24 protein-coding genes are annotated in these 19,089 nt (G+C 71.7%); 13 read left to right on the top strand and 11 right to left on the bottom strand.

Going from position 1 to position 19,089, the window contains the following annotated elements; translation table 11 throughout:
* Positions 1-129: 129 nt before the first annotated feature.
* The 5 genes from ABZX22_RS27345 to mshA all read right to left on the bottom strand — a co-directional run bounded on the left by ABZX22_RS27345 (position 130) and on the right by mshA (position 4,599).
* Positions 130-921, bottom strand: a complete 792-nt coding sequence (locus ABZX22_RS27345; RefSeq protein WP_354914032.1) for an N-acyl homoserine lactonase family protein — start codon at positions 919-921, stop codon at positions 130-132.
* Positions 922-995: 74 nt separating this feature from the next.
* Positions 996-1,739: a phosphoglyceromutase gene (locus tag ABZX22_RS27350; RefSeq protein WP_354914034.1), complete on the bottom strand. Its 744-nt coding sequence runs from the start codon at positions 1,737-1,739 to the stop codon at positions 996-998.
* 10 nt (positions 1,740-1,749) lie between these two features.
* The gene (locus ABZX22_RS27355; protein WP_354914036.1) at positions 1,750-2,529 is read right to left on the bottom strand and encodes an SAM-dependent methyltransferase; all 780 of its coding nucleotides are present in this window, start codon (positions 2,527-2,529) and stop codon (positions 1,750-1,752) included.
* A 328-nt stretch (positions 2,530-2,857) separates the two neighbouring features.
* On the bottom strand, positions 2,858-3,367 hold the full coding sequence (locus tag ABZX22_RS27360) for a YbjN domain-containing protein (RefSeq protein ID WP_354914038.1): 510 nt from the start codon (positions 3,365-3,367) through the stop codon (positions 2,858-2,860).
* Entirely contained in the window at positions 3,364-4,599 is a 1,236-nt protein-coding gene (gene mshA, locus ABZX22_RS27365; protein ID WP_354914186.1) for a D-inositol-3-phosphate glycosyltransferase, read from the bottom strand. Before mshA ends, ABZX22_RS27360 begins: the two co-directional genes overlap by 4 nt.
* A gap of 128 nt (positions 4,600-4,727) precedes the next feature.
* Between mshA and ABZX22_RS27370 the strand changes: the two genes are divergently transcribed.
* The 9 genes from ABZX22_RS27370 (at position 4,728) to ABZX22_RS27410 (ending at position 10,186) form a co-directional block, all read left to right on the top strand.
* A complete protein-coding gene (locus ABZX22_RS27370; RefSeq protein ID WP_354914040.1) occupies positions 4,728-5,474 on the top strand; it encodes an SDR family NAD(P)-dependent oxidoreductase in 747 nt (248 codons plus the stop codon).
* A gap of 46 nt (positions 5,475-5,520) precedes the next feature.
* A complete protein-coding gene (locus ABZX22_RS27375) occupies positions 5,521-6,315 on the top strand; it encodes a class I SAM-dependent methyltransferase (protein ID WP_354914042.1) in 795 nt (264 codons plus the stop codon).
* A 10-nt stretch (positions 6,316-6,325) separates the two neighbouring features.
* Complete coding sequence (locus ABZX22_RS27380; protein ID WP_354914044.1) at positions 6,326-6,856, top strand: GNAT family N-acetyltransferase; 531 nt, start codon at positions 6,326-6,328, stop codon at positions 6,854-6,856.
* Positions 6,857-6,917: 61 nt separating this feature from the next.
* Positions 6,918-7,274, top strand: a complete 357-nt coding sequence (locus tag ABZX22_RS27385; RefSeq protein ID WP_354914046.1) for a BlaI/MecI/CopY family transcriptional regulator — start codon at positions 6,918-6,920, stop codon at positions 7,272-7,274.
* Entirely contained in the window at positions 7,271-8,176 is a 906-nt protein-coding gene (locus tag ABZX22_RS27390; RefSeq protein WP_354914048.1) for a M56 family metallopeptidase, read from the top strand. The genes ABZX22_RS27385 and ABZX22_RS27390 overlap by 4 nt, the downstream gene beginning before the upstream one ends.
* A 73-nt stretch (positions 8,177-8,249) precedes the next feature.
* Positions 8,250-8,756 (top strand): helix-turn-helix transcriptional regulator, encoded by a 507-nt coding sequence (locus ABZX22_RS27395; RefSeq protein ID WP_354914049.1) that lies wholly within the window; start codon positions 8,250-8,252, stop codon positions 8,754-8,756.
* A gap of 3 nt (positions 8,757-8,759) precedes the next feature.
* Positions 8,760-9,176: a hypothetical protein gene (locus ABZX22_RS27400; RefSeq protein ID WP_354914051.1), complete on the top strand. Its 417-nt coding sequence runs from the start codon at positions 8,760-8,762 to the stop codon at positions 9,174-9,176.
* 172 nt (positions 9,177-9,348) lie between these two features.
* Complete coding sequence (locus ABZX22_RS27405; RefSeq protein WP_354914053.1) at positions 9,349-9,684, top strand: DUF2516 family protein; 336 nt, start codon at positions 9,349-9,351, stop codon at positions 9,682-9,684.
* A gap of 46 nt (positions 9,685-9,730) precedes the next feature.
* Positions 9,731-10,186 carry a MarR family transcriptional regulator gene (locus ABZX22_RS27410; protein WP_354914054.1) on the top strand — a complete coding sequence of 152 codons (456 nt, stop codon included), beginning with the start codon at positions 9,731-9,733 and terminating at the stop codon, positions 10,184-10,186.
* Here the strand turns inward: ABZX22_RS27410 and ABZX22_RS27415 are convergent.
* Positions 10,152-10,742 carry an SGNH/GDSL hydrolase family protein gene (locus ABZX22_RS27415; RefSeq protein WP_354914056.1) on the bottom strand — a complete coding sequence of 197 codons (591 nt, stop codon included), beginning with the start codon at positions 10,740-10,742 and terminating at the stop codon, positions 10,152-10,154. The genes ABZX22_RS27410 and ABZX22_RS27415 overlap by 35 nt on opposite strands.
* Before the next feature lie 140 nt (positions 10,743-10,882).
* Here ABZX22_RS27415 and ABZX22_RS27420 point away from each other — a divergent pair, with 140 nt between their 5' ends.
* Positions 10,883-11,617, top strand: a complete 735-nt coding sequence (locus ABZX22_RS27420; protein ID WP_354914058.1) for an alanyl-tRNA editing protein — start codon at positions 10,883-10,885, stop codon at positions 11,615-11,617.
* Here the strand turns inward: ABZX22_RS27420 and ABZX22_RS27425 are convergent.
* Positions 11,601-12,272, bottom strand: coding sequence for an ankyrin repeat domain-containing protein (locus ABZX22_RS27425; protein ID WP_354914060.1), 672 nt, complete (start codon positions 12,270-12,272; stop codon positions 11,601-11,603). The two genes, ABZX22_RS27420 and ABZX22_RS27425, sit on opposite strands and share 17 nt — an antisense overlap.
* A 52-nt stretch (positions 12,273-12,324) precedes the next feature.
* Positions 12,325-13,920, bottom strand: a complete 1,596-nt coding sequence (locus ABZX22_RS27430; RefSeq protein WP_354914062.1) for a DUF2207 domain-containing protein — start codon at positions 13,918-13,920, stop codon at positions 12,325-12,327.
* Positions 13,921-14,098: 178 nt separating this feature from the next.
* On the opposite strand from ABZX22_RS27430, the gene ligD reads away from it, so the two are divergent.
* On the top strand, positions 14,099-15,064 hold the full coding sequence (gene ligD, locus ABZX22_RS27435) for a non-homologous end-joining DNA ligase (protein WP_354914063.1): 966 nt from the start codon (positions 14,099-14,101) through the stop codon (positions 15,062-15,064).
* A 28-nt stretch (positions 15,065-15,092) separates the two neighbouring features.
* On the opposite strand, the gene ABZX22_RS27440 is transcribed toward ligD, so the two are convergent.
* Positions 15,093-15,713, bottom strand: coding sequence for a response regulator transcription factor (locus ABZX22_RS27440; RefSeq protein WP_354914065.1), 621 nt, complete (start codon positions 15,711-15,713; stop codon positions 15,093-15,095).
* Positions 15,710-16,744: a sensor histidine kinase gene (locus ABZX22_RS27445; protein ID WP_354914067.1), complete on the bottom strand. Its 1,035-nt coding sequence runs from the start codon at positions 16,742-16,744 to the stop codon at positions 15,710-15,712. The genes ABZX22_RS27440 and ABZX22_RS27445 overlap by 4 nt, the downstream gene beginning before the upstream one ends.
* 239 nt (positions 16,745-16,983) lie before the next feature.
* On the opposite strand from ABZX22_RS27445, the gene ABZX22_RS27450 reads away from it, so the two are divergent.
* Positions 16,984-17,568 carry an ankyrin repeat domain-containing protein gene (locus ABZX22_RS27450; RefSeq protein ID WP_354914069.1) on the top strand — a complete coding sequence of 195 codons (585 nt, stop codon included), beginning with the start codon at positions 16,984-16,986 and terminating at the stop codon, positions 17,566-17,568.
* A gap of 19 nt (positions 17,569-17,587) precedes the next feature.
* On the opposite strand, the gene ABZX22_RS27455 is transcribed toward ABZX22_RS27450, so the two are convergent.
* Entirely contained in the window at positions 17,588-18,499 is a 912-nt protein-coding gene (locus ABZX22_RS27455) for an asparaginase (protein ID WP_354914071.1), read from the bottom strand.
* 97 nt (positions 18,500-18,596) lie between these two features.
* Here ABZX22_RS27455 and dtd point away from each other — a divergent pair, with 97 nt between their 5' ends.
* Entirely contained in the window at positions 18,597-19,022 is a 426-nt protein-coding gene (gene dtd, locus ABZX22_RS27460) for a D-aminoacyl-tRNA deacylase (RefSeq protein ID WP_354914073.1), read from the top strand.
* Positions 19,023-19,089 lie beyond the last annotated feature (67 nt).

The following is a 19,089-nucleotide window of genomic DNA, read 5'->3' on the forward strand; positions in this document are numbered from 1 at the left end:
TCCCGACGGGCGGACGGCCATGCCGCGGCCCGCGCGGGCGCCGGTGACGAGGCCGGCCCCGCGCAGGGCCCCGACGTGCTCGGGGCCGGGCCGTCCTCCTGCGCCGTGCTCCCTTCCGCCCCAGGTGTCTCAGTCCCAGGTGTCGCCGTCGTGCGGGAGGGCGGCGTAGTCGGCCGGATCGTGGGAGAGGAAGACCCGCACGCCTGCCCGCGCGAGCGCCCGCACGTGCTGGTAGGTCAGCAGCTTCTGCTCGACGTTCCAGTCGCTGAGCTGCGGCACGTCCTGGTCGAGCGCCTCTTTCAGGTGCGCCGCGTCGCCCATGAAGCCGACCCTGCCCTGGTTGGCCAGGTCGAGGATCATCGCCTGGTGGCCGGGGGTGTGGCCGGCCGTGCGCACCAGCCGTACCGTGCCGTCGAGGAAGAGGTCGACGTCGCCGCGCAGCTCGAGGTAGTCGTAGCCGCGGCAGTGCAGGTAGTCGTTGACCGTGTACCCCCTGGCGGTCCAGCGGTCGGGCCACCAGGCGTGGCGCAGTTCGTCGTGCTGGACCACGTGCACGGCGTGCGGGAAGTAGCTCATCCCGCCGGCGTGGTCGAGGTGCAGGTGGGAGTAGAGAACGTGGGTCACGTCCGCCGGGCGGTGGCCGAGGCGCCGCAGTTGCGCGTCGACGGCGTCGTCGCGGGTGAAGCCCTCGGCGCCGTACTTCGCCCGCAGACCGGGACCCCAGTACGTCTCGGCGGCCTCGGGATCGGCCACGTGGTGGTTGACGCCGGTGTCGAACAGGACCAGCCCGTGCGTGGAGTGCTCGACGACGACCACGGTCGACGGCACGGTGACGGTGCCGCTCGCGCCGTACATGAGGCCTTCCTTCGGCATCGTGAAGGTGCCGGCGTTCACGGTCGTCAGGCGCAGTTTCGGTGCCATGAGGTGCCTCCCCGGGCAGCGCGGTTTCCGGCGGGTCGCCCGCCGGTCGGGCCCGCGCTGCCGGGCCGGCCCGCTCAGCGACCCTGGTTGGCCACGGCCTCGATCGCGGCCTTCGCCGCCTCGGGGTCGAGGTACTCGCCGCCGGGAACCAGCGGCCGGTAGTCGGCGTCGAGCTCGTAACGCAGCGGGATGCCCGTCGGGATGTTCAGGCCGGCGATCTTCTCGTCGGAGATGCCGTCGAGGTGCTTGACCAGCGCGCGCAGCGAGTTGCCGTGGGCGAAGACGATCACCGTGCGCCCGGCCGCCAGGTCGGGCACGATCGAGTCGTACCAGTACGGCAGCATGCGGTCGACGACGTCCTTCAGGCACTCCGTCGCCGGCATCAGCTCGGGGGGCAGCACCGCGTAGCGGGGGTCACCCTGCTGGGAGTACTCGTCGTCGGCGGCGATGGGCGGCGGCGGCACGTCGTAGGAGCGGCGCCAGAGCATGAACTGCTCGTCGCCGAACTCCTCGCGCGTCTGCGCCTTGTTCTTGCCCTGCAGCGCGCCGTAGTGGCGCTCGTTGAGCCGCCACGAGCGGATGACGGGCAGCCATGCCAGGTCGGCGGCCTCGAGTGCGAGGTTGGCGGTGCGGATCGCGCGGTTGAGCACGCTGGTGTGCACCACGTCGGGCCTGATGCCCGCCTCGACCAGCAGTTCGCCGCCCCTGCGGGCCTCCTCCTCACCCTTGGGTGACAGCGGGGCGTCCACCCAGCCGGTGAACAGTCCCTTGACGTTCCATTCGCTCTCACCGTGTCGCACAAGCACCAAAGTCGCCATGCGGACAAGCCTATCGAGCGGGCTTGCGTGCCACACCACACAGGAAATAGGGGCCCACGTCCTTGAAGGGAACGAGATCGGGGTGGTCGGGGCGCCATTCGGGCAGGTTGACCACGCCTGGCTCGACCAGGTCGAGACCGTCGAACAGCGCGGCGACCTCCGTCGAGTGCCGTGCGGTGAACTGGGCGGAGGCGCCCTGGTAGACCTGTTCGACGGCCGGGGCCGCTTCCGGCCGCAGATCGTGGCAGACGTGCGAGATGGCCAGGTAGCCGCCGGGCACGAGGGCGTCGGTCAGGGTGGCGACGATGGGGGCGGGGTCGTCCTTGACGAAATGGACGATCGCCAGCAGCAGCACCGCGACCGGCCGGGAGAAGTCCAGGTGGGTGGCGGCGTCGGCGAGGACGGCGGCGGGCGCCCGCAGGTCGCCCCGCACGATCCTGACCTGCGGGGTGTCCTCCAGGAGTGCCCGGGCGTGCACGAGCACCTGGGGATCGTTGTCGACGTAGACGACCCTGGCGCCGGGGCCGGCGATCTCGTGGACGTTGCTCCGCGTCGGCAGGCCGGTGCCGATGTCGAGGAACTGGGTGATCCCCTGCTCCCGCAGGAACCGGACGGCGCGGCCGAGAAAGGCGCGGTTCTCCCGGGCTCCGACGGGAATGTGCGGCACGATCTCCAGCACCTTCTCCGCGGCCGCGCGGTCGGCGGCGAAATTGTCCTTGCCGCCGAGAAAATAGTCGTACATTCGCGCGACATTCGGAATATTTGGATCAAAGCTCACAGGCTCGGCCACAAATCTTGATCGTACGATATTTAAGCATCGTGATCACCCCTGGCGCGTGCCTCGCCCCACGCTTCTCCGCGACGAACCTTGTGGGCCTGCTGATCGCTCGGCCGGTGTTCGCGCTGGGCGCGACGGCCCTCGACGGCATGTCCGCGACGATCGCCGTCGGCTACGCCGCGGACGACTCGCGCGGCAGGCCCTACGGCGTCCTCGGCGTCTTCTGCGGCCTCGTCGGGCTGCCGGCGGTGCTGGTGCCGGTGCTGGTGCTGGTGCCGGTGCTGGCTGCCCAGAACCTTCGAGAGCGGCGGGACGAACCCGGCGGCGACCGCCCTGGCGATCAGGACGCGGGTGGTGCCGAACTCGCGGGCGACCGCTCAGGATCGGCGAAACGAGCGAACGCCCGCAGGTTGGCCAGCGACTCGCCGCGCTTGGCCCGCCACTCCCACTCACGCCTGATCGAGGAGGCGAAGCCGAGCTCCAGCGCCCGGTCGAACCACTCGTCGGCGTAGGTGAGCACGCAGCCGAGCACCGTGTCGATCTCCTCGTCGCCGACCGCGGACAGCGGGATCCGGCCGACGAGGTAGACGTCGCCGACGGGGTCGACGGCGAAGTGCACGCCGTACATGGCGCCGTTCCTGCCGAGCAGCCACTTGTAGAACTCGGCGTGGTTCTCGTCGGGCCGGCGGCAGAAGAACGCCTCCACGTGGAGGGCGTGGTCGCCGACGATCAGCCAGGTCATCGTGGCCAGCTTGTGCTGTCCGGGCAGCTTCACCAGGAAGGCGCCCTCGCGCGGCTCCTCGAAGGAGACCTCGGCGGCCCTGAGCGCGGCTTCGACCACATCCCTCATACGGCAAGCCTAGACATCGCGTGCAGATGCGACACCGCGCCGCCGTAGACGTCCATGAGCCGCGCGGCCGTGGCCGACCAGCCGAAGGCGTTGGCGTGGTCCCTGGCTCCCCGCGACAGCTCGTCGCGCCAGTGCGGCTCGGTGACGAACCTGCGCAGGACGCCGGCCCAGTCGCCGGGGTCGTGGCCGTCGACGAGCACCCCCGACACCCCGTCGCGGACGGCGGTGCGCAGCCCGCCCACCGACGCGGCCGCCACGGGCGTGCCGCACGCCTGCGACTCCAGCGCGACCAGCCCGAACGACTCGCTGTAGGAGGGCACGACCGTCACGTCGGCCGCGCGGTACCAGTCGGCCAGCTCCTGCTGGGGCGCGGGCGGGACCAGCCGGACGACGTCGGAGATGCCCAGCTCGGCGGCCATCTCGGTGAGAAGCGACGGGCGCGCCAGGCCGTTGCCTGAAGGTCCGCCGACGGCGGCGACGACGAGCCTGCCGCGCAGCGACGGGTCCTCGATCAGCATCCTGGCCGCGGCGCGCAGCAGCACGTCGGGGGCCTTGAGCGGCTGGATCCGGCCGACGAACAGCAGCACCCGGGCATCCTGCGGCAGGCCGAGGCGGTGGCGCGCGGCGCCCTGGGAGGCGGGCTGGAAGACGGTCAGGTTGACGCCGGGGTTGACGACGGCGACGTGGTCGGACAGCGCGCCGTACAGGTCGATGAGCTCGCCCGCCTCGGCCGCGGTGTTGGCGACCAGGCGGTCGGCGACCTGCACGACCTGCTCCTCGCCCAGCACCCTGGCCTGCGGCTCGGGCTTGTCGTCCTCGGCCAGGAGCAGGTTCTTCACCTTGGCCATGGTGTGCATGGTGTGCACGAGGGGCACGCCCCACCGCTCCTTGGCCAGCCAGCCGACCTGGCCCGACAGCCAGTAGTGGGAGTGGATGAGGTCGTAGTGGCCGGGATCGTACATCGCCTCGGTGCGCAGCACGCCGGAGAGGAACGCGCACAGCTGGCCGGGCAGTTCGGCCCGGTCGAGCTCCTCGTAGGGACCCGCGGTGATGTGCCTGACGAGGACGCCTGGAGCCAGCTCGGCCACCGGCGGCAGATCACGCGCCGTCTGCCTGGTGAAGATCTCCACCTCGACGCCGAGCTGAGCGAGTCGCTTGGCCGTCTCGACGATGTAGACGTTCATCCCGCCGGCGTCGCCGGTGCCCGGCTGGTCCAGGGGGGACGTGTGCATGCTCACCGTCGCGACTCTGTTGACGCGTCGCCTCAACAGATATCACCTCCAGAGCGCATACAACGGGCGGAAACCTTCCGACATTCCCGCCGCGCGTCCGGCTTTCGCCGTGCTGGCAGGATGAGCCCATGACGAAGACGGCAGTGGTGACCGGTGCGAGCAGCGGCATCGGGGAGGCGACCGCGCGGCGGCTGGCCGCCGAGGGGTACGAGGTCGTGGCCGGCGCCCGGCGCCGGGACCGGCTCGACAAGCTGGCCGCGGAGGTCGGCGGCATCACGCCCGTGACCCTCGACGTCACCTCCCAGGAATCGGTCGACGCGCTCGCGGCGGCGCTGGAGCGGTGCGACGTGCTGGTCAACAACGCGGGCGGCGCGCTCGGCATGGAGACGGTGGCCGAGGGCCTGGTCGAGGACTGGCAGCGGATGTACGACACCAACGTGCTCGGGTCGCTGCGCGTGACGAAGGCGCTGCTGCCGAAGCTGATCGACTCCGGCGACGGCGTGCTGGTGATGCTGACCTCGACCGCCGGTCTGGTCTCCTACGAGGGCGGCGGCGGGTACGCCGCGGCCAAGCACGCCCAGACCGCCATGGTGGAGACGCTGCGGCTGGAGCTCGTCGCCCAGCCGGTCAGGGTGGTGGAGATCGCGCCGGGCATGGTGCGCAGCGAGGGCTTCGCGGTGACCCGCTTCCGCGGCGACGCCCAGGCGGCCGCGAAGGTCTACGAAGGCGTCGCCAACCCGCTGACCGCCGACGACGTGGCCGACGCCATCGCCTGGAGCGTCACCAGGCCCCCGCACTTCAACGTCGACAGGATGGTGATCCGCCCCCGCGCCCAGGCCGCCCAGCACAAGGTCCACCGGGTCCTCGACCGGTGAGAGGCGTGTCCCGGGGACCGGGAGGCGCGCGCGTGGTGGCGGTTCGGTGAGACCGATCGGCAACGTCACCAGGGGGACGACGGGCGTCAACCGGCTCCGTCGCGCCGACAGGTGGCTGGCCGCCGTCCACGGCCGCCTGCTGCGCGGCGCCGACCGCCCCCTGGTCGTCGACCTGGGGTACGGCGCGTCGCACACCACGACGCTCGAGCTGTTCACCCGCCTGCGGCGGGTCTCCCCCACGGTGGAGGTCATCGGCCTCGAGATAGAGCCCGCCCGCGTGGCGCCGGCCAAGCCCTACGAGCGCGAAGGGCTGTCCTTCGCGCTGGGTGGCTTCGAGCTCCCTGTCCCCCGCCCGCCCACGGTGATCAGGGCCTTCAACGTGCTCAGGCAGTACGGCGAGGCGGAGGCCTGGCGCTACTGGGACGTCCTGACGTCGCGGCTGGCACCGGGCGGGATCCTCGTGGAGGGGACGTGCTCGGAGGTCGGGCACCGCGCGGTGTGGGTGTGCCTGTCGGGGGAGGGGCCGCGGACGCTGACGCTGTCGGCCCGGTTCAACGCCTTCGCCACCCCCTCGGACCTGGCCGACCGGCTGCCGAAGACCCTCATCCACCGCAACGTTCCCGGCCAGCCCGTTCACGCGTTCCTCCGCGACTTCGACAGGGCGTGGGCGATCGCCGCGCCGTACGGGGCGAACGGGCTGCGTCAGCGGTGGCTGAAGGCGGTCGAGCTCCTCGCGGACGGCTGGCCGGTCTGTCGCACACCGCCGCTGGGCGGAACGGCGCGGTGGCGACTGGGTGAACTGTCGATCCCGTGGTCGGCGGTGAATCCGGTCGGCCGATAACCTTCCCCTCATGCCGCGTTTCGTGATTTCTCCGGAAATTTCGCCCGAGTTGTTCGACGACCTTCTCGAGTGCTGGGTCGACGTCACCAACGCGGGCGGCGCGGTCGGCTGGGTGCCGCCGGTGACGGCCGACGACATCAGGCCCACCGCCACCACGACGTTCGCCGCGTGCGCGGAGGGCGGCCCCGACACGCTGGTGGCCGGCTTCGACGACGACGGGCGGGTGGCCTGCTGGGCGGTCCTGGTCTCCACGGGCCACTCGCTGATGACGCACTGGCGCACCGTGATGCGGGTGATGGTGCATCCCAAGCACCAGGGCAAGGGCTACGGCGGCGAGCTCATGCGCGCCGTGGCCGAGGCGGGCACGCGGCTGGGCCTGGAGTCGCTCCGGCTGACCGCCAGGGGCGGGCTCGGCCTCGAGCACTTCTACGCCAGGCACGGCTACCGCGAGGTCGGCCGGGTGCCACGCGCGATCAGGGTGGCCGACGGCGACGAGCGCGACGAGATCTTCATGGTGACGTTCCTGCCGGAGAACGCGTGACGTCCCTCTCATCCTCGGGCCGGATCCCAGCTCGACAGCGTGTAGTACTACGCTGGTGAGTGTGAAGGGTCTTGGCGAGCTCGAACGCAGCATCATGGACATCCTCTGGGCGCAGAACGCCCCGCTGACCGCCCGCGAGGTGGGCAGGCTCATAGAGGACCGCGACCTGGCCCCCACCACCGTCATGACCGTGCTCGACCGGCTCACCCGCAAGGGGTTCCTCGAGCGGACGCGCGACGGCCGGGCATGGAGATACGAACCAGCCGAAACCCGTGACAGCTACGTCGCCGAGCTTATGCTGGAGGCGTTGGACATGACGGGCGACCGCTCGGCCGCCCTCACCAGGTTCGCCCAGGCCGTCTCGGGGTCCGAGGCGGAGATCCTGCGCAAGGCCCTCACGGAGCTGGAGGAAGAGTGATCACGGCGGCGGCGTTGGCAGCGCTCGCCGCGGCGTGCGCGATCGGCGCCTGGCGCTTCACCGCCGCCCGCTGGACCTCCCGCGCTCCCCGCCTCGCCATCGCCCTGTGGCAGTCGCTCGGCGTCGCCTGGGGTCTGGCCAGCACCGGGGCGCTGCTCGCCTTCGCCGTCATGCCGTACGACAGGGGTGTGGTCCAGGGGCTGCTCGCCTTCGCCGCCGGTGAGCGGCCCGGCGTGCCGTGGGACCCGTTCCACGCGCTCGCCATGGTCGCGGGGCTGACCATGCTGGCCGTCCTGGTCGCCGTGCTGCTCGCCGCCGGCGTGCAGACGCTGCGCGCCAGGCGCCGCCACCGCACGCTGCTCGCGCTGATCGCCCGCGAGGAGCCGCACATCCCGGGGGTGCGCATCCTCGACCATCCCGGCGCCGCCGCCTACTGCGTGCCGGGCCTGCGCTCGCACGTCGTGGTCAGCTCGGGCACGCTCGAACTGCTGTCGGAGGACGAGCTGACCGCGGTGCTCGCCCACGAGTCGGCCCACGTCCGCGAGCGCCATGACCTGGTGCTGCTGCCGTTCGGGGCGCTGCGCAGGGCGCTGCCGTTCTCGAAGGTCGTGCGCGACGCGCAGGCCCAGGTGGAGCTGCTGGTCGAGATGGCCGCCGACGACCGGGCCCGCCGCTACTGCTCGCCGCGCCGCCTGGCCACCGCCCTGCTCCGTTTCGGTACGGCTGGCGCCGTCCCGGCGCCCCACGGCATGCTCGGCGCCGCCCACTCCCAGGTGATGGCCAGGGTCGACCGGCTGATCAAGCCGACTCCCGACCTGCCTCGCTCCGGGCGTTTCGGACTGATCGCCCTGAGTGTGACGTTGGCCACCTCTGCCCCCTTCCTGTGGGCGTTGCCCTTCTGACCTCGCCGTTCCGTGCTTGCAGGTGTTAGCCGATCCGTTTGCAATTGCAAGCACATCGGGGCAGACTGACGGTATGGCACTACCCAACGTCGGCTCGATCGGTGAGTACATTCGCGAGCAACGGCAGCAGGCGAAGATCTCGCTGCGCCAGCTCGCGGCGGCGGCAGGGGTCTCCAACCCCTACCTCAGCCAGATCGAGCGGGGCCTGCGCAAGCCGAGCGCCGAGATCCTGAACCAGATCGCCAAGGGGCTGCACATCTCGTCGCAGGCGCTCTACGTGCAGGCAGGGCTGATCGAGGACCGCGAGCCCCCGAGCGACGTGATCACCGCGATCAGGGCCGACAACCTCATCACCGAGCGGCAACGCCAGGTGCTGATCGACATCTACGAGTCGTTCCGCAAGGAGAACCGCGCCGGGGACGAGCAGACCTCCCAGAATGCTCGCCCCCAGCACGATTCCGCGACGGACGACGAGCAGCCGCTGCCAGAGGAATTCCTCGCCGCGCTCGCTCCATACGCGGCGGATTCATCCAGCTCCTCGAACAACGGCACCGTCACCCAGGAAACCAAGGAAGGTTAACCCATGACGCTCGCCACCGAGGTCAAGAAGCTCACCGACTCCAAGCCGTTCTACGCGGTCGCCGGTGCCGGCGACTACGCCGTCGAGAAGCTCCGCGAGCTGCCCGAGCGGCTGCAGAAGCTGGAGTCGCGCCGCTCCGACTTCACCAAGGACCTGCCGGAGCGGGCGCGCGAGGCCCGGCTCAAGGCCGAGGATTTCGCCCGCGAGTTCCCCGAGAAGGCCCGCGACTACGCCGACCAGCTGAGCGCCAGGGCCACCGAGGTGTACGAGGAGTTCGCCACGCGCGGCCGCAAGGTCGTCAGCAAGGTGAGCGGCGAGGCCGCGCTGGAGCTCGAGGAGGTCTCCGAGGCCGCCGAGCCGCCGGTCGCCACGCCGGTCAAGAAGACCACCCGCGCCCCCAAGGCCGCCCCGAAGGCCTGACCCCGCGTGTTCAGGACCCCCGCCCGTCCCCGGGCGGGGGTCCTCGCGTTCCCTGGGCCGGTCAGCCCTCCCGGACGTCCGGGCGCCTTGGGCGGCTTGCCGTACTGGAAACAGGTTTCAGGGTGAATGGACTAGGGTGGTTGGCGACATCGCGGCACTGGGCGGAGTGGACATGATCACCTTTGGCCTTGACCTCATCTTCGCGATTCTCGCGATCATCGCGTTCGGCATGTCGGTGTGGGCGCTCGTCCACGCGCTCCGCACCCCGACCAACGCCTTCATCGCGGCGGGCAAGCTCCAGAAGAAGTGGTGGCTGCTGATCCTCGGCCTCGGCACGCTGTTCTCCTTCGCCACGGCCTGGGGCTACTTCGGCGCCAGCGGGCTGGCCAGGCTCAACATCTTCGCGATCGCCTCGGTGATCGCCGCCGGCGTCTACCTCGCCGACGTCAAGCCCGCCGTCCAGGGCATGGGCAAGGGCGGCAGCAACGGCCCCTACGGTCCCTGGTAGAGCGGCGGGCGCCCGGCTCCCGGTCCACCGCTTCCACGAAGGTCGCATGTCCAGAGAACTGATCGGTGCCGAGATGCAGGCCTTCCAGTCCGCCGTCGACGACTTCGACGCGGCCGCCGCCCGCGCCCTGGGCGTCAACAGGACCGACATCCGCTGCCTGGAGATCCTGCTGCGGCACGGCGAGATCACCCCCGGCATCCTCGGTCCCGAGCTCGGGCTGACGACCGGCAGCGTCACCGCCATGCTCGACCGGCTGGAGAAGCTCGGCTACCTGACCCGCTCCCCCGATCCCGGCGACCGCCGCAGGGTGGTCGTCCGGCCCACCGAGAAGGTCGCGGCCATGGCAGAGGAGCTCTACGGCCCTTTCGCCGTCGAGGGCGAGACGATCCTGTCCCGGTACACCGACGAGCAACTGGAGACGATCGCCCGCTTCCTGCGGGAGTCGCGCGAGCTCTACCAGCGGCACGTCACGAGGGCACGGGAGTGGCCCGCAGGGCGTTGACCAGCCACTGCGCCAGCCTGTCGTGCCCTTCGAGCGTGGGGTGCACGCCGTCGGGCAGCAGCACGTCGGCCCGGTCGCCGGAGATCCAGCGCTGCCGGAGCGGGTCGAGGAAGGTCACCTGTTCGCGGCCCGCCACGTCGGCGAGGGCGTCGCGGACCAGGTAGGCCTTGCGCGGGGCGCGGTCGATCCAGATGGGGCCGATCATGACGATCCTGGTGCTGGGCCAGACGGCCTTGACGGACCCCACGAGCCTGGCGGCGGCCCGCCTTACCGAGGAGGCGGCCCATCGGTGGTCGTTGTGGCCGCCCGAGATGATCAGCACGTCGGGGGCGGGCCGCCAGGCCAGCTCCGCCGTGAACGACTGCGCGAAGCTGCGGCCCACCCGGCCAGGATTGACGAAGCCGGTGCCGCCGGCGCCCGCGACCACCGGCTGCCAGCCCAGCCGCCGCGCCGCCTCGGTGGCGTAGGTCTCCCACGGGTGCACGGGCCCGGATCCGACGGTGAAGCTGTCGCCGACGACCATCATCACGGGTGTCGTGTCCTGCACGACGGGCACGCGCGCGGGTGGCTGCGAAGCCGCAGCACCATTGCACCCCGCAATAGCGGGACATATCCCGATTACTGTGGCGGCCGATGCGAGCAGACGACGACGCAGCAGGCCGCGCATGACCACCTCAGGGGTTCTAGGCTGCCGACATGACCTTCGATCTCCACGGGCGCACGCAACGGCTCGAACTCTCCGACCAGAACCTGCGCTCGTTCGAGGCGGTCGTCCTGGACTCGTCGCCAGAGGGGATCGTCTTGAGCAAGTCGGCATTCTATCCGGGCGGCGGCGGCCAGCCGGCCGATCAGGGAGTTCTTCTCTGGCAGGGGGTGGAAACCCGGATCGCCGGGGTACGCAAAGGCGACGATCTCTACCTGATCCCGGCAGAGGGCGATCCCGTCCCACCCGTCGGCACGGTCGTCGCCGGGGCCGTGGCGGACGAGCGGCGCTCGGCGCTCATGCGCACCCACTCCGGGCTCCACGTGCTGTGCGGGGTGGTCTTCCGCGACTACGGCGCGCTGGTCACCGGCGGCAACATGGAGGAGTTCTCCGCCCGGATGGACTTCAACCTGCCCGAGGTGCCACCGGGCTTCAAGGAGGCGGTCGAGGCCGCCTGCAACACCGAGATCGGCGCCGACCGGCGCATCGACGTGCGGGTGCTGCCGCGCGCGCAGGCGTTCGCGATCCCCGACATCATCCGCACGGCCACCAACCTGGTGCCCGAGCACGTGCAGGACGTCCGCATCGTCGACATCGTCGGCCTCGACACCCAGGCCGACGGCGGCACCCACGTCGCCTCCACCAAGCAGATCGGCCGGATCAAGGTGGCGAAGATAGAGAGCAAGGGCAGGGGCTTCCGCCGCCTGCGGATCACGATCTCCGACTGAGCCGGTCGGCCAGCTCGCCGAACCCGTTGCGCCTGGCCGCCCCCGCCGCGTCCAGCGGCTCCCAGTCGGGCAACCAGGCCGGGTCGGCGCCGCGGTGGAGGAGATACTCGGCGATGTCGCGCTGCCCTCCGTGGGCGGCGAACCAGAAGGCCAGGTCGAGATCGTACGGCTCGACCATCCGGTCGAGCAGCCCGAGCGCCGCCGCCTCGTGGGCCGCCACGGACGCGCCGCGTTCGACCAGGCGCCGCGCGGCCTTCCACTGCCCGAAGGCCACCGCGTCGGTGATCGGCGTGCCGTCCGCGATGACCGCGCCCGTGGCCTCGATGTCGGCGCCCGCGTCGAGCAGCGCGTCGAGGGCCTCGACGTCGTCGTTGCTGGCCGCCCAGTGCAGCGGCGTCTCGGTGTGCGGGCCGACGAAGCGCGCGCCGACGTCGGCCCCGTGCGCGACGAGCAGCTCGATCGTGCGCCGGACGCCGGGGCGGTTGCCGGGCCAGTCGGTGGCCACGTGCAGCAGCGAACGCCTGGTTCCGTCGCGCCCTTCCAGCCACTCGCGGGCGAGCCCTTCATGGGCGGTCAGCAGGCGCTCCAGCTCGGCGGCCTCACCGGCGTGGATCGCCGCGACGACGGCGACGGCGATCGGGTCGTCAACGTCCATGCCGGCCATTCTCGATCATGACGGCCGTCCCGTCGAGCCGCGGCCCGGGCCGTCAGAGGGAGCGGAACTGGCGGGTCGAGGAGATCGCGCCCGACGTCGTGGTGGTGAAGGTCCGCATCGAGCCCGCGAACTTCGACAGGTCCCACTCCGCCGGCCCGTGGTACCAGTAGAGGTTGTCGGCCTCCTGCCCGTCGCCCGTGACCGAGGCGACCACCCGCGACCAGTGCTCGACCCCGTCGAAGATCACCGCGTACGGCAGGTAGCGGGAGAACAGCTCGACCCGGTGCTGCTCGGGCACGGCGCCGAGGTCGCCCGCCAGCAGGTACTGCCGGAACCCCAGCGTGTGGGCCAGCGCGGCCGACCCCTTGGCGGTCTTGGCCGGCATCGACTGCCCGCCCACCGCCAGGGCCGCCCCCGCGATGATGACCGCCAGCCCCAGCAGGCCGTAGGTGGTGAACCAGGCCAGCGCCACGGTCGCGGCCACGCCCAGGAAGCAGAGCACGAGGCCGATCGTGGTCCAGCGGGTGCGGACGGCGTCGGGACGGCGCGCGAACCAGCCCTGCCGTACGACGTCGGCGTAGAGGGCGTCGCGCACCTCGCCGAGGTGGGCGTGGAAGGAGCCGGACAGCTGCGACAGCAGCACCACGTCACGCCCGTCGAAGATCGCGTCGTACAGCGCCTTCTCGTACGGCATGAGCGAGCCGACGGGCGCGTTCGGCAGCCTGACCAGCAGCCAGTCGGGCGCGTCGTAGGTCTGGCGGGGCTGCTCGTCGATGCGCAGGTAGCCGCGGACCGCCAGGTCGACGATGGTGGCCGTCACGTCGATCACGTCGGCCTGCTCGTCGATCAGCGTGCCGATCTGGCCCGGCCGTACGCCGTCGGGCGGGGTGAAGTGGCCGTCCTGGACGGCGGCGACCGCGCCCCCTTCGTGGCCGACGACGCGGGCGTCGCGGCCGCGGGTCCACCACAGCAGGCCCACCCCGCCCAGCAGCAGCACCAGCAGCCCGGCCAGGGCGCCCCCGGTGACCAGGTCGAGCGTGAACGCCGAGGCCAGCGTCCAGCGCCGCGCCAGGATCGGCTCGCCGCCGCTGGAGCCCCGGGGGAAGCCGACGACGACGGTCAGCGCCTGGCCGGCGTTGAGCCGCTGCTGCTCGAAGTCGGCGCGCGCCCCGGTGTGGTCCATGGAGGCGGACGTGCAGCCGATCGCCGAGGTCAGGTCGCCGGCGAAGCACGACAGGTTCTGGATCGAGGCCGGGCCGGTGACCTTGACCGTGGCCTTCTCCACCGGGACGTTCCAGCCGCCGACCGCGAACCAGCGCAGCTCCTCGTCACCGCCGGCCTGGGTGACGGCGCCGGTCACGTCGTAGGAGACGGTGCCGTCGCCCTTCATGGTCAGCACGTCGCCCGCGAGCGTGCCGCCCTTGACGTTGGAGATCCGGTAGAGCCGGTCGAAGGAGTCGTCGTAGCGGGTGCGGCTCAGGAAGGTCCGCTTGACCTCGCCGCCCGCGCCGCTGATCTTCTCGCTCACGTGGAGCACGCCGCCCTTGCCGAGCTCGATCGTCACCTCGTCGGTGATCGCCCCTGACGGCGCCGTCATGGAGAGCGCGCCGAGCAGGAAAGCGGCCAAGGCGACCTTGATACCCGTCATGGCGGCCGATCGTAGCGGTTGGCACAGACGCTCTGAATGGGTACGCCCTGACCAGGGGGAATGCGATGGTTCGGGGTGTGAGGGCGATTCACGGCGCCGCGCGGCAGGCCTGTACGCGCGGGCCCGGACGGGGTTTCATCGTCGGTACGGCACGACCGCCCACGCCGGAGGTGTCCCGATGACACTCCCTCCCTACCAGCCGATGCTCGCCAAGGCCGGATCGCTGCCGGTCGCCGGCGACTGGGGCTACGAGATGAAGTGGGACGGGGTCAGGGCGGTGGCCTACGTCGAGGACAGGGCGGTCAGGCTGGTCTCGCGCAACGGCAAGGACGTCACCGTGGCCTACCCCGAACTGCGCATGCTGGGCGGCGCGGTGGGCGGCCACGACCTGGTCCTCGACGGGGAGATCGTCGCCTTCGACGCCGCGGGCCGCCCTTCGTTCGCCGCCTTGCAGCCGCGGATGCACCAGCGCCACCCGGCGAAGATCGCGGAGCTGGTCAGGTCGGTGCCCGTGACGTTCATGCTGTTCGACCTGCTGCACATCAACGCGGTCAGCGTGGTCGGCCTGCCGTACACGCAGCGCCGGGAGGTGCTGGAGGAGACGGTCACGCCGGGTGCGCGCTGGCAGGTGCCCGTGTGGTTCCACGGCGCCGGCCAGGACGCGGTGGCGGCCAGCAAGTCACTCGGACTCGAAGGCGTGGTGGCCAAGCGGCTCGGTTCGCCCTACCGGCCGGGGCAGCGCTCGGCCGACTGGACCAAGGTGAAGAACTTCGCCACGCTGGAGGTCGTCATCTGCGGCTGGAAGCCGGGTGAGGGCCGCCGGGCGGGGACCATCGGATCCCTGCTGCTCGGCGTGCACGACGCCGAGGGGCGGCTGGTCTTCGCCGGGCACGTGGGCACCGGGTTCACCGACCGCATGCTGGCGGATCTGGAGGCGCGGCTGCGTCCGCTGGAGCGGCCTGACCCGCCGGTGGCCGGGGTGCCGCCCGAGCACGCCCGGGGCGCGCACTGGGTGGAGGCGGCGCTGGTCGGGGAGGTCCGTTACGCGGAGTGGACGCCGGACGGGCGGGTGCGGCACCCCTCGTGGCGCGGCCTGCGCGAGGACAAGGGGCCGGAGGAGGTGCGGGTCCCCCAGGCCTCGTAGGAGTTCGCGGGAGGCCGCGCGGGGTGGTTCACAGCCGGATCAGGCCGCGCTCGACCGCCGCCGTGACGGCCGCCGTTCGGGTGTCGACGCCGAGCTTGCCGTACACGTGGACCAGGTGGGTCTTGACGGTCGCCTCGGTGATGAACAGCGCCTTGGCGATCTCCTTGTTGCCCGCCCCCTTGGCCAGCAGCCCGAGGATCTCGATCTCCCTGGCGGTGAGGGCGGGCCCGGGGTCGCGCATGCGGCGCATCATCCGCGTCGCCACCTTCGGCGACAGGACGGTCTCGCCCCTGGCCGCCGCCTTGATGGCCTGGAACAGCTCGTCGGGCGGGCAGGCCTTGAGCACGTAGCCGGTCGCCCCGGCGTCGATGGCCCTGACGATGTCCGCCTCGGTCTCGTAGGTGGTCAGCACGAGCACCTGCGGGGCGTTGGGGAGCGCGCGGACCAGCCGGGTGGTCTCCACGCCGTCGGCTCCTTCGCCGAGTTGCAGGTCCATCAGCACGACGTCGGGCTGCCTGAGGGCGATCCCCCTGACCGCCTCCTGCGACGTGCCGGCCTCGCCGACGATCTCCATGTCGGGCTCGCCGCCGACCAGGGCCGCGATTCCCGCCCGCACCACGGGGTGGTCGTCCACCAGGAAGAGCTTCACAGCGGAATCCTCGCAGCCACGGCCGTGCCCTCGCCCGGCACGCTCTCGACGACCAGGGTGCCGCCCACCTCCGCCAGCCGGTCGCGCATGGCGCGCAGGCCGTACCCGCGCCCCGGCCCTGAGACGGCCTGGTCGAAGCCCACGCCGTCGTCGAACACGTCGAGTGTCACCTCGCCCTCCAGGTAGGACAGCGTGACGACCACCCTGCTCGCGTGGGCGTGCTCGCGCGCGTTGGCCAGCGCTCCCTGCGCCACTCTGAGCAGGACGGCCTGCGTCTTGGGGTCGAGGGGATATTCGGCCCCCTCCTGGCGGAAGTCGTCGCTGATCGCCTTCAGCGCGTCGGGCAGCGACCGCCCGGCCAGCTCGGCGGGACCGAGGTCTCTGACGAGGCGCCGCGCCTCCTCCAGGTTGTCGCCCGCCAGGGCCATGGCCTGGCGCAGGTACCCGCGGGCACGGTCGGGGTCGGCCGTCCACGCCCGGTCGGCGGCCTGCAGCAGCATGCGCTGGCTGGTCAGGCCCTGGGCGATCGTGTCGTGGATCTCGCGGCTGAGCCGTTCCCTCTCCTCCAGGACGCCCGCGCGCCGCAGTTCCCAGAAGATGACCACGGTCATCGCGGCCACCGCGACGGGTGCGAGCACCTGGCTCGGATCGAACCGGTCGGCCAGGTAGATCTGGGAGACGATCACCGCGGCCGTCAGCACGGTGGCGGCCACGATCGCCAGCGGCGGCGACAGCAGCCGCAGGCACATGAAGAACAGCGGGATCGCGCACCACGAGAACGACGGCGCCATCTCGACCAGCACCAGCCAGAGCAGGAGCACGGCGGCGAGCCAGACCAGCCGGCCGCGCTGGCCGAGCGGCCGCCAGAACACCATGCCGGCGGCGTAGACGGCGCCGAGGACGGCGGCCAGGCTCACGTTCGTGATGCTCTCGCCGTTGAGCCCGTGCCTGACCAGCAGCCTGGAGGCCGAGGCGGCCAGCAGAAGGAAGAACCCGACGTGCATGGCCCTGTTCAGCCAGACGCGTTCCACCGCTCCTCCTGTCGTCACATCAGCCTTTCGGTTGACGTACGGCTCCACCGTTTTCTTCCCCCGGTGCCGACCGTTCGCGGGATGAGCCGCCCTTTTCCGGGAGGCATGGTGGTGGTATGGACCCAGTGGTGTGGTTGAGCCGGCGAGCGGTGCTGGCCGCGGCGGCTGCCCTCGGGCTCGCGGCGTGCGGCGCGGAATCCCGACCACAATCCTCGCGTCCTGGCATGAAAGGATCAAATGTGCTCAACGGACAACTGCTCACCGCCGCCGCCACGGGTGACGCCGCCGCCGTCAGAGAGGCCGTCACCGAGGGGGCCGACCTGGAGGCGCGCGACAGCCAGCGGCGCACCGCCCTGCTGCTGGCCAGCGCCGCCGACCACGTGGAGGTCGCCGAGATCCTGGTCGCCGCGGGCGCCGACCCGAACGCCCTCGACGCCCAGCACGACACCCCGTGGCTGGTCACCGGCGTGACGGGCAGCGTGGCCATGATGCGGGCGCTGCTGCCCGCCAAGCCCGACCTGACGGTCAGGAACCGCTACGGCGGCGTCTCGCTCATCCCCGCGTGCGAGCGGGGGCACGTCGACTACGTGCGCGAGGTGCTCAAGACGGGCATCGACGTCAACCACGTCAACGACCTCGGGTGGACCGGACTGCTGGAGGCCGTCATCCTGGGCGACGGCGGGCCGCCGTACCAGGAGATCGTCAGGCTGCTGCTGGCCGCGGGCGCCGACCCCGAGCTGGCCGACCGCGACGGCGTGACCGCGTTGCGGCACGCCGAGAAGAAGGGGCAGCACGAGGTGGCGGAACTCCTCCGGCAGGCCTGACCTCGGCAGCGGCGGCCGCTCAGGCGCGCAGCCGTACCTCTCCGACGGGACGCCCGCCGCCCAGCAGCGGCGGGACCGCCAGCGCGTCGAGCTCGGGCGCCTCGAGACCGAGGGCGCGCAGCGCGGCCACGGTGACCGGCACCCGCGCCCGCGACGTCCCGTCCTCGACCTTGACGGTGCCCGCGCGGCCGTCGGCGAAGGCGAAGGCGTCGAAACCCTCGGCGCCCGCCTTGACCATCAGCCCCGGTACGGCCCGCATCAGCGCCACCTCCGGCCGGGTGGTGCCCGAGGTCCACTCGGGATGGGCGATCACGGCCTCGTAGACGCGCCGTTCCGGCGAGCCGGGACCGCCCAGCGGGAAGGCCCTGAACGCCCTGGCCACGCCCACCATCGAGACGAAGAACAGCGGCGCGCCGCAGCCGTCCACGCCGGTCGCGGCCACGCGCTCGCCCGTCAGCTCCTCGACCGTCTCCCTGACGGCCCGCTGCAGCGGATGCGCGGGCTCCAGGTAGGTCTCCACCGGCCAGCCGTTGACGGCGCAGGTGGCGAGCATGGCGGCGTGCTTGCCCGAGCAGTTCATGTAGACGCGCGCCTTGCCTGTCACGCTCCTGTCCTCGGGGTGGTCCTCGGGGCAGAGAAGGGCGCTCTCGTCGAGCCCCGCGCCGGCGAGGATCTTCCTGACCCCGTCGACGTGGAACGGCTCGCCCGCATGGGAGGCACAGGCCAGCGCGAGCAGCTCGCCGTCCAGGTCGAGGCCGCGGCGCAGCATGCCGAGCGCCTGGAGCGGCTTCATCGAGGAGCGCGGCGAGGCCAGCGCGTCGACGGCGCCATGGACACGGACCGGGGTCCCGTCGGCGGCCACCGCCAGCATCCGGACCTGGTGCGTGGACTCCACGAACCCAGACCGGACAACCTCCACAACAAGCGACATTTCCCCTCCCTTTCGCGACGAGTGTAGCCGCGGCCCCGCCGGGCGAGCGGAGGGCCGCGCTCCTGGACGCCACAGCGGTGGGCCACAATGGGGTGTCATGCGAGCAGTCGTCCAGCGGGTCAGCCACGCCTCCGTCGTCGTCGAGGGCCGGACGGTCGGCGCGATCGACGAGCCCGGCCTGATGGTCCTGGTCGGCGCGACCCACACCGACACCCTCGCCGAAGCGCGCAAGCTGGCCGCCAAGCTGTGGGGCCTGCGCATCCTCGACGGCGAGAAGTCCTGCTCGGACGTCGGCGCCCCGCTGCTGGTCATCAGCCAGTTCACCCTGTACGGCGACACGCGCAAGGGCCGCCGCCCCACCTGGCAGGCCGCCGCGCCGGGACCGGTCGCCGAGCCGCTGGTCCAGGCGGTCGTCGACGAGCTGAGGGCGCTCGGCGCGCACGTGGAGACCGGCAGCTTCGGCGCCGACATGAAGGTCTCCCTCCTCAACGACGGCCCGATCACGCTGGTCATCGACCTGTGAGCAGGTAGAGCCAGCCTCACCTTTTTCCCGGATGGCTCGCCCATGTCCGGAAGGCGCCCCTCCCCCT

Source organism: Nonomuraea sp. NPDC003804 (assembly GCF_040610675.1).
Lineage (GTDB): Bacteria > Actinomycetota > Actinomycetes > Streptosporangiales > Streptosporangiaceae > Nonomuraea.

Coding starts and splice junctions, on each gene's coding strand:
- ABZX22_RS27360 (WP_354914038.1), bottom strand. CDS start 3,367: ATGAGGGATGTGGTCGAAGCCGCGCTCAGGGCCGCCGAGGTCTCCTTC.
- ABZX22_RS27350 (WP_354914034.1), bottom strand. CDS start 1,739: ATGGCGACTTTGGTGCTTGTGCGACACGGTGAGAGCGAATGGAACGTC.
- ABZX22_RS27345 (WP_354914032.1), bottom strand. CDS start 921: ATGGCACCGAAACTGCGCCTGACGACCGTGAACGCCGGCACCTTCACG.
- ABZX22_RS27370 (WP_354914040.1), top strand. CDS start 4,728: ATGACGAAGACGGCAGTGGTGACCGGTGCGAGCAGCGGCATCGGGGAG.
- ABZX22_RS27425 (WP_354914060.1), bottom strand. CDS start 12,272: ATGGACGTTGACGACCCGATCGCCGTCGCCGTCGTCGCGGCGATCCAC.
- ligD (WP_354914063.1), top strand. CDS start 14,099: ATGACACTCCCTCCCTACCAGCCGATGCTCGCCAAGGCCGGATCGCTG.
- ABZX22_RS27430 (WP_354914062.1), bottom strand. CDS start 13,920: ATGACGGGTATCAAGGTCGCCTTGGCCGCTTTCCTGCTCGGCGCGCTC.
- dtd (WP_354914073.1), top strand. CDS start 18,597: ATGCGAGCAGTCGTCCAGCGGGTCAGCCACGCCTCCGTCGTCGTCGAG.
- ABZX22_RS27380 (WP_354914044.1), top strand. CDS start 6,326: ATGCCGCGTTTCGTGATTTCTCCGGAAATTTCGCCCGAGTTGTTCGAC.
- ABZX22_RS27455 (WP_354914071.1), bottom strand. CDS start 18,499: ATGTCGCTTGTTGTGGAGGTTGTCCGGTCTGGGTTCGTGGAGTCCACG.
- ABZX22_RS27410 (WP_354914054.1), top strand. CDS start 9,731: ATGTCCAGAGAACTGATCGGTGCCGAGATGCAGGCCTTCCAGTCCGCC.
- ABZX22_RS27400 (WP_354914051.1), top strand. CDS start 8,760: ATGACGCTCGCCACCGAGGTCAAGAAGCTCACCGACTCCAAGCCGTTC.
- ABZX22_RS27420 (WP_354914058.1), top strand. CDS start 10,883: ATGACCTTCGATCTCCACGGGCGCACGCAACGGCTCGAACTCTCCGAC.
- ABZX22_RS27405 (WP_354914053.1), top strand. CDS start 9,349: ATGATCACCTTTGGCCTTGACCTCATCTTCGCGATTCTCGCGATCATC.
- ABZX22_RS27395 (WP_354914049.1), top strand. CDS start 8,250: ATGGCACTACCCAACGTCGGCTCGATCGGTGAGTACATTCGCGAGCAA.
- mshA (WP_354914186.1), bottom strand. CDS start 4,599: ATGCACACGTCCCCCCTGGACCAGCCGGGCACCGGCGACGCCGGCGGG.